The sequence below is a fragment of the Mesorhizobium sp. NZP2077 genome, from assembly GCF_013170805.1.
In the GTDB taxonomy this organism is placed as follows: domain Bacteria; phylum Pseudomonadota; class Alphaproteobacteria; order Rhizobiales; family Rhizobiaceae; genus Mesorhizobium.
In genome coordinates, this window is sequence record NZ_CP051293.1 from 4,791,662 (window position 1) to 4,804,671 (window position 13,010).

Consider the following 13,010-nt stretch of genomic DNA (forward strand, 5'->3'; position numbering starts at 1 on the left):
AACTCAGCCGTTAAGATCGCGGTAATACTCTGTTAGGGATTACTGGCGAGCAGCAAGAAAAACGATAAAAATACCAAAACCCCTGCTGCGCGAGCGCTCTCGACCGGCTCCTTTACCGGCCATTAACCCTAACAGGATGATAACGGACCCGATCCCAGATGTTTGCTGCGACGCCGCAGCGGCCAGTCGAAGGTACGTATCCGATCATGAAAAGCACTGCTTCCCTGTTGCGCGCTCTGCTTGCCGTATCGATGCTCGCCGGCTGCTCCAGCTACCGGCCGACGCCGGCGGCCTTCCACGAGGTCCTTGACCAACCCTATCGTCTCGGCGCCGGCGACCGCATCCGCGTCACCGTGTTCGAGCAGGACGGCCTGACCAACACCTACAGTGTCGACCAGTCCGGCTACCTCTCCTTCCCGCTCGTCGGCGCCATACCGGCGCGTGGCCACACCGCGCAGCAGATGGAAAAGGAGATCGCCGACAAATTGCGGCAAGGCTATCTGCGCGACCCCGACGTCTCGGTCGAGATCGATCGCTATCGGCCGATCTTCGTCATGGGCGAAGTGGGTGCTGCCGGTCAATATTCCTATGTGCCCGGCCTGACCGTGCAGAAGGCCATCGCCATTGCCGGCGGCTTCTCGCCGCGCGCCAACCAGGAAAGCGTCGACATCACCCGCGACATCAATGGCAAGGTGATGACCGGCCGCGTGGTCACATCCGATCCACTGCTGCCCGGAGATACCGTCTACGTCCGCGAACGCCTGTTCTGACAGACACCACGTGGCGGACAAGCTCAGGATCGTCCACTGCTTTCGTTCACCCGTCGGAGGAATTTTCCGGCATGTGCGCGACCTGACGGAAGCACAGGTTGCTGCCGGTCATGTCGTCGGGATCGTCTGCGATTCGACCACCGGCGGCGAATTCGAGGAGCGCCTGTTCGAGCAGATGAAGGACATGCTGGCGCTCGGCATCCATCGCACGCCAATGCAGCGCCATGTCGGCCCGGGCGATTTCGCCTCGGCCCGGCGCACCTACAGGATCATCAAGGAATTGCGGCCGGACGTGTTGCACGGGCACGGCGCCAAGGGTGGCGCCTATGCCCGTCTGTTCGGCTCATTGTTGCGGGTATCAAGGTCTCGCGTAGCCCGCCTTTATTCGCCGCATGGCGGCTCCCTCCACTATGACGAAACGACAGCCACGGGGAAGCTGTTCTTCGCACTGGAGCGCTCCATGGCACGCTTCACCGATTGCCTGCTGTTCGTCTCGGACTACGAGCGGCGGACCTATCGCAGGAAGGTCGGCGAGCCGCCGATCCCGAACATTCTGGTCTATAACGGGCTGCGCGCCGCCGAATTCGAACCGGTGATCATCGCATCCGACGCGGCGGATCTGCTCTATATCGGCATGATGCGGGACCTGAAGGGGCCCGACATCTTCATCGATGCCCTGGCAGCCGCCGCTCCCCGGCTCGGCCGGGCACTGAGCGCGGTGATGGTCGGCGACGGCGACGACCTGCCGCGCTACCATGCGCAAGTAGAGCGCCTGGGACTGCAAGGCCATGTCCGCTTCCTGCCGCCAATGCCGGCCAGGGAGGCCTTCGCGCTGGCCGCGCTGGTGGTCGTTCCATCCCGCGCCGAAGCCATGCCCTATATCGTGCTGGAGACCCTTGCCGCGGCAAGACCTATGATCGCAACCGCTGTCGGCGGCATACCGGAAATTTTCGGTTCCGGCTCCCCTGCCCTGATCCGGCCCGATCCGGCCGAACTCGCCGGCAAGATGAGCGAGGCGCTGGCCGATCTCTCGGCCTACAGCAAACTCATGCCCGACGGCACCAGCCTCAGGGCGCGCTTCGGCGCCGACGTCATGGCCGCCGAAATCGAGAAGGCCTATTTCGCCGCGCTCGACGGGTAACGCCCAGGCCTTTCCAAAGCCATGCGTTGTTTCAAGGGTTTCTTAGCTATCTTTTGCTATTGACCGAGGGGAAGCTTGCGGAAAGCCCCATGAACGAGATCGACCCAGCGCGCCGCTTTTCACCTGACGCGGTGCGTAAATTCGACGGCCCAGCCGAGGGCGATGTGCCCGGCGGCATGAACGACGTTGCCCGGCAGGTCGCGTCGCAATACCGGCGCGATACGATGTCGCCGATCATGGTCAGCGGCGTCCTGCGCATGGTCGAGTTCGCGATCCTGTTCGTTTCGGGGCTCTGCGTCTATTTCTACTTTGTCGGTTTCTTCAACTATCTCGCCTGGCAATATCCGGTGACCATTGCCGCCTCGTCGTTCCTCGCCGTGGTGCTGCTCGATGTCACCGACTGCTACCAGGTCGTTTCCCTGATGCGGCCGATCGCCAATTTTGGCCGCATCCTGCTGGTCTGGGCCGGCACCTTCGCGCTGATGGCGCTGACGGCCTTCGCCATGAAGATGTCGGAAGACTATTCGCGGCTTTTGTTCGGCACCTGGTTCGTCGTCGGTTTCGTCCTCCTCTTCGGCCTCAGGCTGGTGATGTCGAGACTGATCCGGCGGTGGGCACGCGATGGCCGCATGGAGCGGCGCGCCGTCATTGTCGGCGGCGGCAAGGCGGCGGAAGTCCTGATCCGCTCGGTCGAAAAACAGCCCTACAACGACATCCGCATCTGCGGTATCTTCGATGACCGCTCAGACAAGCGCTCGCCGCCGATCGTCGCCGGCTATCCCAAGCTCGGCACCATTTCGGAACTGATCGAGTTCGCCCGTATCGCCCGCATCGACATGCTGATCGTGTCGCTGCCGCTGACCGCCGAAACGCGCGTGCTGCAGCTGTTGAAGAAGCTGTGGGTGCTGCCGGTCGATATCCGGCTTTCGGCGCATTCCAACGCGCTGCAGTTCCGCCCGCGCGCCTATTCCTTCATCGGCTCGGTGCCGATGCTCGACATCTTCGACAAGCCGATCAACGACTGGGATTCGGTGGCCAAGCGCGCCTTCGACATCATTTTCTCGCTGGTCGGCATCATCGTCTTCTCGCCGGTGATGCTGGCGACCGCGATCGCCATCAAGCTCGACAGCAAGGGACCGGTGCTGTTCAAGCAGAAGCGCCACGGCTTCAACAACGAGATCATCGAGGTCTACAAGTTCCGCTCGATGTACACCGACCGGTCGGATCCGACCGCCAAGCAGACGGTGACCAAGAACGATCCGCGCGTCACCCGCGTCGGCCGCTTCATCCGCAAGACGTCGATCGACGAACTGCCACAATTCGTCAATTCACTGCTGGGCTCGTTGTCGCTGATCGGCCCGCGCCCGCATGCGATCGCCGCGCAGTCGCACAACCTTCTCTACAACGAGGTCGTCGACGGCTATTTCGCCCGCCACAAGGTCAAGCCCGGCGTCACCGGCTGGGCACAGATCAATGGCTGGCGCGGCGAGATGGACACCAACGAGAAGATCCGCATGCGGACGGAATACGACCTCTACTACATCGAGAACTGGTCGTTGCTGTTCGATCTCAGGATCCTGTTCCTGACGCCGATCCGGCTGCTCAACACGGAAAACGCCTATTGAGCGCGATTTCCCATGAGCTGCCGGCGAGCGCGGTCAACGCCAAGCTGATCGCGCTGATTTCTTCCGCCGCGGTGGTGGTCGGCATCCTTCTGTCCGGCTTCGTCATCAGCGAGCCGGCGCCCTACGAAATCTACATGGCCGGGCTGATCGCCATCTGGGCGCTGTTCGGCCTGCGGATTTCGCGTGCAGCCATGCCTTTGCTGGTGCTGCTGGTGACGATGAACATCGGCGGCATGATTTCGATGACGCAGATGGCCGACCTCGCCTTCACGCCGCTCTATCTCTCCGTATCGCTGTTTCTCGCTTTCAGCGCGGTGTTCTTCGCCTCCGTGACAGCCACGCAGCCAGGCCTCTACCGGCTGATCTTCAATGCCTATGTCGTCTCGGCGGTGGCGACGTCGCTGCTCGGCATAGCAGGCTATTTCCATGCCTTCCCCGGCGCCGAAATGTTCACCAAATACGACCGCGCCGCCGGCGCTTTCCAGGATCCGAACGTCTTCGGACCGTTCCTGGTGCTGCCCGGCATCTATCTGCTCTACCTGATCCTGACCGGTTCGGTCTCGCGCATGCCGCTGCTGGCAGTGCCGCTGCTGATCATCACATTGGGCATCTTCTTCTCCTTCTCGCGCGGCGCCTGGGGCATGTTCGCCGTCTCGGCGGTGCTGCTCACCGGCTGCCTGTTCCTGCAGAGCGCCAGCGGCAAGTTCCGGCTGCGTGTGGTGATCATGACCATCGCCGCGCTGTCACTGCTGACGATCGCCATCATCGTCATCCTGCAATTGCCCGGGGTGTCGGAGATGTTCTCCAACCGCGCGCACCTCGAACAGAGCTATGACACCGCCCGCCTCGGCCGCTTCGCCCGCTATGCGATCGGCTTCCAGATGGCGATGGAGCGTCCATTCGGCATCGGGCCGCTGGTCTTCGGCAAGATGTTCGGCGAGGACACGCACGACATCTGGCTGAAAATGCTGATGGATTATGGCTGGCTCGGCTTCGTGTCGTTCCTGACGCTCGTCGTCTGGACCATCACAGCCGGTTTTCGCATCCTGCTGCGCGACCGGCCATGGCAGCCCTATCTCCTGTGCGCCTATGTCGCCTTCATCGGCAACATCGGGCTCGGCACGTTCATCGACATCGACCACTGGCGCCACATGTATCTGCTGCTGGGCCTGATCTGGGGCGCCATCGCGCTGGAATACCGCCATCAGCGGCTGTTGCGGCCGGCATTCCCGGGCGTGTCGCCGATCGCGCGATAAACGCCGAATTTCGGTTGACCCGAACAGGGTTATCACGATACATCGCGACCGGTCCGGAGTGTAGCGCAGCCCGGTAGCGCACTTGACTGGGGGTCAAGGGGTCGTCGGTTCGAATCCGGCCACTCCGACCATTTTAAAGCAGGACTTGCCCCCGAAGTCCCTCAGCCAGATCGGCCGATCCTCGTATCGCTCCTTCCCTTGTCGTGCTGGTTCCAGCTCTAGATCGGACCGGCCCCTAACTCTGGCACACATCCACCCACTCAGCGCTGATAAGATCGGCCATGCGCTGCGGTGCAATCCGCACCGCTGCGTTGGTGGCTCCAGCAGCCGGTACCACCTCGTCGAATTCGCGCAGCGAGACGTCGCAATAGACCGGCAGCGGCGATGGCAGGCCGAAGGGGCAGACACCGCCGACCGGATGGCTGGTGGCGGCGACAACTTCGTCTGCGTCCAGCATGCGCGGCTTGCCGCCGAACTGGTCCTTGAACTTGCGATTGTCCAGCCTGGCGATGCCGCTGGTCACGACCAGCATGGTGACCTCGCCGACGCGCAGGCAGATGGTCTTGGCAATCTGCGCCGGCAGGACGCCATGCGCTTCCGCCGCCAGCGTCACCGTCGCCGAACTTGCTTGCGTGACGATGACCTCGATATCGGGCGCATGAGCGGCGAAGAAGGCACGAACAGAGTCCAGGCTCATATCAGAAAACCCACGTTTCAAAGCCGATGCAGGGCAGGCGCGATTGGCGCAGATTTGTATGCCGCAGGTATAAACACGCGCGATCTGTAAATCGGCAAGCCCGGGCTGCTTGGGAACGCCGCTGCATCAACAAGAAACCCGCCAAGCGGGCCTTGGCGGGTTCTCTTGCATGCCTGGTACTGGCCTATGCCAGGGGTCGGCCTTGTGCGGCCGGCGTCGGCGCGGCGGGAGCGATGAGAGCGTCCTGGGGCATGCCAAGCGCGGACGCAATACGACGCAGCTTCGACAGATCGGCCGCCCGGCCGTTCTCGATATCCTCAATCTCGCCGACCGAGAGACCACAGGTAAGGGAAAGCTCTTCGACGCTGTATCCGCGGCTTTCCCGCATTGCTCTGAGGGTGCTGTAATCGTGCCCGATCTCACTGGCTAACGGTTCGTAGAGGGCATGGCTTCTTGCATTGTTGGGCATTGGCAACTCCGGTGGCTGAAAGCGTTTGATCAAAATGGGTGTTGCCTGAGACGAGCAGGAACATGGCCGCTCGCCAGCGATTTGCCAAGAGCCAAAGGCCGTCACGCTATCGTGAAGCGGGGGCCGCGAGGCGGTCCACGCATGCCATCAAGTTCTTTTGAACACCCCGGCACCTGTTTGCCCGGAGGTTTCGGCCCACCTGTTCGTTGTTCTGATGCGCTGGCATGAAAACCATCCGGTTCCAGCCAGCCCGTTCTCAGAAGGATCTCTGCAATGAACTTCAAGACATTCATGGCCGTGCTCGGCACGATCTCCAGCCTTTCCATTGCCGTTGTGAGCGGCGCTCAAGCGGCGGACGCGCTGCGCGTGCGCGGCACGGTGGTCAGTTTCGAGCCATCGCTGCTGACCGTCAAAACCCGCCAGGGAGACACCTCCGCGATCAAGCTCAATAGCGGCTGGAAGATCTCCGGGGTCGCCAGCGCCTCTGAAAGGGACATTAAACAAGGCGATTTCCTTGGCATCGCTTCCGTCTCGAAGGCGGATGGCGGCAGTGGCGCGGTGGAAGTGGTGGTCTTTCCCGCAGCCATGAAGGGCACCGGCGAGGGCGATCGTCCGTGGGACCTGCAGCCGAACAGCCGCATGACCAACGGCACCGTGGCCGACGTCACCGACATAGACGGGCGAACCGTGACGCTGACCTACGATAACGGCCAGACCAAGAAGATTTCGATATCCGACAGCACGCCTGTCGTGACCTTCGCCCCGGCGACGCCGACCGATCTCAAGCCAGGCGCAACGGTTTTCGTTAATGCCCAGCGTGAGGGTGACGGGACGCTGAGTTCCAGCCGCGTCGTGGTGGGAAACAATGGCGTGATCCCGCCGATGTAGCCAAAACAGGCGACAAGAGCCGGCTTTTCGGCTCTCGCAATGATGGTGTCGGGAAGCCGGTTTCCTTAGCCTGTCGAATTTCGCCTGACGACACCGCTGGCCCAGTATCCTCGGCGCCACCCCTGATACCGCGACGATAAGCGAATTCTTTCACGCGGAGCCAAATCGCGATACGCAAGGGGATGCTGCCGACCGGTACGCTGCGCCGGACCAGGCTTTTTCGAACAGGGCCAGATATCCCCGATGACGGCCAAGACCGATATTTCCCGGACAGACCGCCTTGTCCTGTCGGTTGCGCGATTGTGGCTCACGCTTCGCCATCCTGCCCTTGTGGCGCGCTTTTTCATGAAACTGGGCTATTTGCCCAATCCAGCCGCGCCTGTGCGCTACCATGAGCTTTTGCTCTGGCGAAAGATCCTCGATCGCAACCCGCTGTTCGTGACGCTGACCGACAAGCTCGCGGCCAAGGCCCATATCCGTGAAACCTGTCCCGGGATCACCGTGCCAAGGACGCTCTGGTCGGGGCGCGACCCTGCTGACATTCCTCTCGACCTGCTGACCGGCGACGTCATCGTCAAGACAAACCACGGCTGCGCGATGAACATATTCGTTGCCAATGGCGCCCCCAATCACAGCCTCATCGTCGCCAGGACGAGGCACTGGCTGAGAAAGCGCTACGGCCGCCGCAATGGCGAATGGGCCTATTGGCCTGTCGTTCCCACCGTCTTCGTGGAAGAGCGGCTGGCGCTTTCCGGCGCAAGGATCGCAACCGACATCAAAGTGCATGTTTGCGGCGGTGTGGTAACGCATGCCTGGGTCGAGGATAAGGAAGCGGGGCGTTCGCTGCTTTTAGACCGGGACGCCAATCCATTGCCCGGGCGCGATCCGGACTATCCCCGCGAGGATCAGGCGGTGCCCGTCAATACGCGGCTTCTCGACTATGTCCGTCAGGCGATATCGATCGCCCCTGCCATTGCCGGCAACCTCGACTACATCCGCGTCGACTTCCTGGTCACCGACAATAGTCTCTACGCTGGCGAGATCGTCGTCTATCCCGGCGCCGGCTATGGCACCACCACCAATCCGGCGTTCGCCGGCGAAATCGAGCGGCTCTGGCGGCTCGACCAGTCCGCCTTCCTGCGGCGGCGGCACAAGGGCGCCGTGCGGCTCTATGCCGACGCGCTTCGCGCCAGATGCCGGGAGCGACAGCAGTACTCGCCGACATGAATCGGAATGGCGGCCGCGCCCGAAGGCGAGCCGCCATTTTCTTCCCTAAATCACTCGTTCCGGGCTAGTAGTCAGCGCCTGCTGAACAGCAGGCTCGCGACCAGGCCGAGCACCACAAGGCCTACCGCGGCGGCCGCAGCCGGATGGTCACGGGCAGATTTCTCCATCACCCTGCCCTGCTTGCGGATTGCCGGCATTGCATCGCGCAGACGTCCGGCAAGATCCGAATATGTATCGAGGGCGGCATCGCGCCCATCTTCATAGTAAGCGCCACCCCGCTTTGAAACGGCTTTGCGCAGCGTCGCCAGTTCCCTCGAGAGGGCCGCGACCTGCTTTTCGAGGTCGATGTCCGAAAGGGTCGAGAATGATGCCATCATGCGTTTCCTTGTCTTGCCGCAGGAAAGTCTTGCAGAAGGAAACGTAACGCCTCACCCCTCGGCGGGTTCCGATCTCAATGCTTCAAAGCGCTTCGCGCGGCGGTCAGCGCACCTGGTCAAGCAGGCGCTTGCACTCCAAGAGGTCGAACAGCGCCTCCTGCAGCAGCGCGCGATTGTCGCGCGAGAGTTTCGACGCGTCCGGCTGAACGGGACCTTCCTCGTCGCTCTTGCCCAAGCCGAAAAAGCGGCGGCTGGGCTTGACCCTTGGCTGGCCAACCAGCTCATCATCGCCACCGCGCGGCTGCGCTGCCGGTGTCAGCGGCACCTGGTCGGCCTGCTTTCGCTGCGAGATCGCCTCGACGGCCGCCATGTCGCCATTGCCGATGGCGACGAGGAAATGATTGCCGTTCTCGCGCAGCAGCTTCTGCACACCCTTGATGGTGTAGCCCTGGTCGTAGAGCATGTGGCGGATGCCCTTGATCAGCTCGACATCCTGCGGCCGGTAGTAGCGACGGCCGCCACCGCGCTTCATCGGCTTGATCTGGTTGAAGCGCGTTTCCCAGAAGCGCAGCACATGCTGCGGCAGGTCGAGATCTTCAGCGACCTCGCTGATGGTGCGGAAGGCGTCAGGGCTCTTGTCCATGGGCGAAATCCTCACGCTGGAGCGTGATCCGGAACGGTCTTCAGACGAGATCAGGCTCAACGAAGGAGATAGTCATTCCGTTTGTGCCGAATGGATCATACGCTGAACACCAATCCGGCCATGCTGCCGAATCGAGCCTTATTTCAGCGGTTTGTGAAGCAATATTCAAGCCCGGCGTCATGGCGGGGCCGGTTTTCAACCGTACAATGGAGGCTATTTGCCGCCCTTGGCCTTGCTGTTCTGGTGGGAACGCAAGATACGGTTCTTCAACACGTTCGACGACTTGAAAGTCATCACCCGGCGCGGCAGGATCGGCACCTCTTCACCGGTCTTGGGATTGCGCCCGATGCGCTCATTCTTGGAGCGGACGTGGAATGTCGCGAAGGACGACAGCTTGACTGTCTCGCCACGCACGATGGCTTCGCAGATTTCGTCCAGCACCGCTTCGACGAGTTCGGCGGATTCAGTGCGCGACAGACCGACCTTTCGGTATACAGCCTCCGCTAGGTCGGCACGCGTAAGTGTCTTTCCCCCCATGCGACCGTCCCATCAGTTCAAACATAAAATCGGCACAACAACGGCTGAGCCTAAGTAATTGATCCGGCAAGGTCAAGGACCGAAACCGGACCGTTCGGCACTTACCAGCGAACCAGAACGGCGCCCCAGGTGAAGCCGCCGCCCATCGCTTCCAGGAGGACGAGGTCGCCCTTCTTGATGCGCCCGTCGGCGACGGCCACCGACAGCGCCAGCGGCACGGAAGCAGCCGAGGTGTTACCGTGCAAATCGACCGTAACCACCACCTTTTGTTCTGCAATCCCGAGCTTCTTGGCCGAAGCGTCAATAATTCGTTTATTGGCCTGGTGCGGCACGAACCAGTCGAGATCGTCGGCTGATATGCCGGCGGCCGAGAAGGTCGCCTCGATGACATCGGTGATCATGCCGACCGCATGCTTGAAGACTTCGCGGCCTTCCATCCTGAGGTGGCCGACGGTTCCTGTCGTGGATGGTCCGCCGTCGACAAAAAGCTTGTCCTTGTGCGCGCCGTCCGAGCGCAGGCTGGCGGCCAGAACGCCGTGATCGGCAATCGTGCCGGCCCCCTCGCCTGCTTCCAGGACCAGCGCACCGGCGCCGTCGCCGAACAGCACGCAGGTCGAACGGTCGCTCCAGTCGAGGATGCGCGAGAATGTTTCCGAGCCGATCACCAGCACGCGTTTGGCCAGGCCGCCGCGGATATAGAGATCGGCTGTCGTCACCGCATAGACGAAGCCCGAGCACACTGCCTGCATGTCGAAGGCAAAACCGTGATGCATGCCGAGGCGGTTCTGGATCTCGACCGCGGTGGCCGGGAATGTGTTGTTGGGGGTCGACGTCGCCAGCACGATCAGGTCGATATCGTCAGGCGTCAGCCCCGCATTGGCAAGGGCGGCCCGGGCCGCGGCCTCGCCCAGCGAAGCCGTCGTCTCGTCGTCGGCCGCGATATGACGCTGGCGGATGCCGGTGCGCTGGGCGATCCACTCGTCTGAGGTCTCGACCATGCCTTCGAAATCGGCATTCTTCATAATGCGGCGGGGCAGCGCGGCACCCGTGCCGCGCACGACTGATCTGATCAAAGTTGTTTCCTATTCCTTCGCGTCGGTACCGTCGGATTTCCGGGATGACAGGGCATGCGGGTTGCGCGCATGAAACAGGTCCAGGTCGGCCTCAATGCGGTCGAGCAGATTGTTGCGCACCATGTCGTAGCCGAGTTCGATCGCGGCGGCGAAACCGTCCGAATCAGCACCGCCGTGGCTTTTGACGACGATGCCGTTCAGCCCCAGGAACACACCACCATTGGAGCGGCCGACATCCATCTTTTCGCGCAGGCGATCGAAGGCGCCCTTGGCGAAGACATAGCCGATCTTGGCCATCAGCGTGCGGCTCATCGCGGCGCGCAGATACCCGGCGATCTGGCGCGCGGTGCCTTCGGCCGTCTTCAGCGCGATGTTGCCGGCGAAGCCTTCCGTCACCACCACGTCGACCGTGCCCTTGCCGATATCGTCGCCTTCGACGAAGCCATGATAGTTCATCGAGGCCATATTGGCCTCGCGCAGCATGCGTCCCGCTTCCTTGACCTCTTCCTGGCCCTTGATCTCTTCGACGCCGACATTGAGGAGGCCGACAGTGGGCCGGGCGATGCCGAAGACGGAGCGCGCCATGCCGGTGCCGAGAATGGCAAAATCAATGAGCTGGTGCGCATCGGCGCCAATGGTGGCGCCGACGTCCAGAACCACGCTTTCGCCGCGCAAAGTCGGCCACAATGCCGCGATCGCCGGGCGATCGATGGTGGCCATGGTGCGCAGGCAGAATTTCGACATCGCCATCAGCGCGCCGGTGTTGCCGGCCGAGATGCAGGCGTCGGCGGCGCCCGACTTGACCGCTTCGACGGCTTTCCACATCGACGACTTCCAGCGGCCATGGCGCAGCGCCTGGCTCGGCTTGTCGTCCATCCTGACCGCGATCTCGCAGTGGAAGAATTCGCTCACCTCGGCCAGTTTGGGAAACTTGGCCAGTTCGGGACGCACGACTTCCTCACGCCCATAGATGACGAAGCGGATGTCGGGACGGCGGGTGGCGACCGTCATGAGCGCCGGAATGACCACGACTGGTCCGTGATCGCCGCCCATGGCATCGATGGAAATCCTGATCACGCGGTATTCATCTCACGGGTTAGGCGGCAGGTCGCTTTAGTGGTCGCGAAGGTTCGGCGAAAATAGCGGTTTTGGCTTTTCACACAACCGACTTTTCCATCGCGGGCGAGGTTTTCAGGATTTTCCCAGCAAGGATCGCAGTTTTTGCTGAAATTCATTCTCCGCCGCTTCGGTCTCGCCGCCGGCATCGAGCGACGCGCCCGACTTGCGCGGATAGGGGTCGATCGCCAGTCCGAAGAACTGTTCGGCAAGCGCCCCGACATCGATGATGTCACCGGAGAATGTTTCGGGACTGTCAGGGCCATCCGCGTCGAGCAGTATCTCGCCGCCGCCGTCGCATCCCTGCCGTCCAAGCTTGGACTCCTCGGGCAGCAGCAGCGCCTCGAATGGCTCATCGATATGCGCGGCGACGGGATCGAGCGTGACGATGCAGGCCTGCGTGATATCGGCCTCGACACGGCCGCTGACCTTCACGCCATTGCGTTTCCAGGAGGCCACAAGGAGTTCCGCGCGGTAGGCTTCGACCGATATCAACCCGTGTTCCTCGGCGAGCGCCGCGCGCTGGGCGGCGTCGGCCTCGATCACCACGGGCAGACCCTTCTGCGGCAGACGGGCGACATTCGCGAAAAAGCCAACCGGGCTCTGCGGATCAGCATGTTTCATCAAGCACCCACCTTGGCGAGCGGAAACGCCGCCTTGCCGGAAACGATTGATTCGGACGGCTGCGCTGCCAACTGCCGGCAGGCATCGGAGACATAGTCGGCCAATTGCGGCGCCTGCGGCCAGGTGCCGGAATCGGGCCGGACATTGCGGGCCAGAGCCGCGGTCAGCCCGTCGCGATCGTTTCTTTCAAGCGCATCATCATAGGCGGCGGTGCGACCATAAAACATCTTCGCCAGTTTCTTCATACGCTTGGGCACGCCGACGTCACCAATACCCAGCTCCCGCAGCGAATGGTCGACGTCGAGGAAGAACTCGTCGATCAGCACCTGGGCGATCTCCTGCGCCACACCGCCCTCGCCACGTAAGCGATGCTGGAACAGGAACATATGCAGCGAAACCATCTCGAAACGGCCGAGCGGCGTGTCCGGCACGTTCCAGTGGGAATAAAATACACTCTGCCGCGCCGCCGCCACGATTTGTGCGTAAAGCGCGTCCGTGATGGCGCGGTTGGCGTGGCGTTCGCGACCAAAAAGGCGCTGGAACATGGGGATGGTCTCCGGGGACCGT

General features: G+C 62.3%; 15 protein-coding genes and 1 tRNA gene. 7 read left to right on the forward strand and 9 right to left on the reverse strand.

Annotated elements, in window-relative coordinates; translation table 11 throughout:
- Positions 1-206 precede the first annotated feature (206 nt).
- From HGP13_RS24035 to HGP13_RS24055, 5 genes are all read left to right on the forward strand, one after another.
- Positions 207-770: a polysaccharide biosynthesis/export family protein gene (locus tag HGP13_RS24035; protein ID WP_172229590.1), complete on the forward strand. Its 564-nt coding sequence runs from the start codon at positions 207-209 to the stop codon at positions 768-770.
- A gap of 10 nt (positions 771-780) precedes the next feature.
- Positions 781-1,911, forward strand: a complete 1,131-nt coding sequence (locus HGP13_RS24040) for a glycosyltransferase family 4 protein (RefSeq protein ID WP_172229592.1) — start codon at positions 781-783, stop codon at positions 1,909-1,911.
- Positions 1,912-2,000: 89 nt separating this feature from the next.
- A complete protein-coding gene (locus HGP13_RS24045; RefSeq protein ID WP_172229594.1) occupies positions 2,001-3,536 on the forward strand; it encodes an undecaprenyl-phosphate glucose phosphotransferase in 1,536 nt (511 codons plus the stop codon).
- Entirely contained in the window at positions 3,533-4,792 is a 1,260-nt protein-coding gene (locus tag HGP13_RS24050; RefSeq protein ID WP_172229597.1) for an O-antigen ligase family protein, read from the forward strand. Before HGP13_RS24045 ends, HGP13_RS24050 begins: the two co-directional genes overlap by 4 nt.
- A gap of 54 nt (positions 4,793-4,846) precedes the next feature.
- Positions 4,847-4,923, forward strand: a tRNA-Pro gene (locus HGP13_RS24055).
- 104 nt (positions 4,924-5,027) lie between these two features.
- Here HGP13_RS24055 and HGP13_RS24060 read toward each other — a convergent pair.
- Positions 5,028-5,489 carry a YbaK/EbsC family protein gene (locus HGP13_RS24060; RefSeq protein ID WP_172229600.1) on the reverse strand — a complete coding sequence of 154 codons (462 nt, stop codon included), beginning with the start codon at positions 5,487-5,489 and terminating at the stop codon, positions 5,028-5,030.
- 184 nt (positions 5,490-5,673) lie between these two features.
- Entirely contained in the window at positions 5,674-5,958 is a 285-nt protein-coding gene (locus tag HGP13_RS24065; protein ID WP_172229603.1) for a helix-turn-helix transcriptional regulator, read from the reverse strand.
- Positions 5,959-6,231: 273 nt separating this feature from the next.
- On the opposite strand from HGP13_RS24065, the gene HGP13_RS24070 reads away from it, so the two are divergent.
- Together HGP13_RS24070 and HGP13_RS24075 are read left to right on the forward strand one after the other, a co-directional pair.
- The gene (locus tag HGP13_RS24070; protein ID WP_172229606.1) at positions 6,232-6,846 is read left to right on the forward strand and encodes a hypothetical protein; all 615 of its coding nucleotides are present in this window, start codon (positions 6,232-6,234) and stop codon (positions 6,844-6,846) included.
- A gap of 345 nt (positions 6,847-7,191) precedes the next feature.
- Positions 7,192-8,073, forward strand: a complete 882-nt coding sequence (locus HGP13_RS24075; RefSeq protein WP_172229609.1) for an ATP-grasp fold amidoligase family protein — start codon at positions 7,192-7,194, stop codon at positions 8,071-8,073.
- A 71-nt stretch (positions 8,074-8,144) separates the two neighbouring features.
- On the opposite strand, the gene HGP13_RS24080 is transcribed toward HGP13_RS24075, so the two are convergent.
- The 7 genes from HGP13_RS24080 to HGP13_RS24110 form a co-directional block, all read right to left on the reverse strand.
- Positions 8,145-8,447, reverse strand: a complete 303-nt coding sequence (locus HGP13_RS24080) for a hypothetical protein (RefSeq protein ID WP_172234825.1) — start codon at positions 8,445-8,447, stop codon at positions 8,145-8,147.
- Positions 8,448-8,553: 106 nt separating this feature from the next.
- Positions 8,554-9,093 carry a MerR family transcriptional regulator gene (locus HGP13_RS24085; protein ID WP_027042329.1) on the reverse strand — a complete coding sequence of 180 codons (540 nt, stop codon included), beginning with the start codon at positions 9,091-9,093 and terminating at the stop codon, positions 8,554-8,556.
- A 213-nt stretch (positions 9,094-9,306) separates the two neighbouring features.
- Positions 9,307-9,630 carry an integration host factor subunit alpha gene (locus HGP13_RS24090; RefSeq protein ID WP_010915609.1) on the reverse strand — a complete coding sequence of 108 codons (324 nt, stop codon included), beginning with the start codon at positions 9,628-9,630 and terminating at the stop codon, positions 9,307-9,309.
- Between the two features lie 101 nt (positions 9,631-9,731).
- Positions 9,732-10,703: a beta-ketoacyl-ACP synthase III gene (locus tag HGP13_RS24095; protein WP_172229612.1), complete on the reverse strand. Its 972-nt coding sequence runs from the start codon at positions 10,701-10,703 to the stop codon at positions 9,732-9,734.
- Between the two features lie 9 nt (positions 10,704-10,712).
- Positions 10,713-11,780 (reverse strand): phosphate acyltransferase PlsX, encoded by a 1,068-nt coding sequence (gene plsX, locus HGP13_RS24100; protein WP_172229615.1) that lies wholly within the window; start codon positions 11,778-11,780, stop codon positions 10,713-10,715.
- A 114-nt stretch (positions 11,781-11,894) separates the two neighbouring features.
- Complete coding sequence (locus HGP13_RS24105; RefSeq protein WP_172229618.1) at positions 11,895-12,443, reverse strand: DUF177 domain-containing protein; 549 nt, start codon at positions 12,441-12,443, stop codon at positions 11,895-11,897.
- Entirely contained in the window at positions 12,443-12,988 is a 546-nt protein-coding gene (locus tag HGP13_RS24110) for a ubiquinol-cytochrome C chaperone family protein (RefSeq protein WP_172229621.1), read from the reverse strand. Before HGP13_RS24110 ends, HGP13_RS24105 begins: the two co-directional genes overlap by 1 nt.
- Positions 12,989-13,010 lie beyond the last annotated feature (22 nt).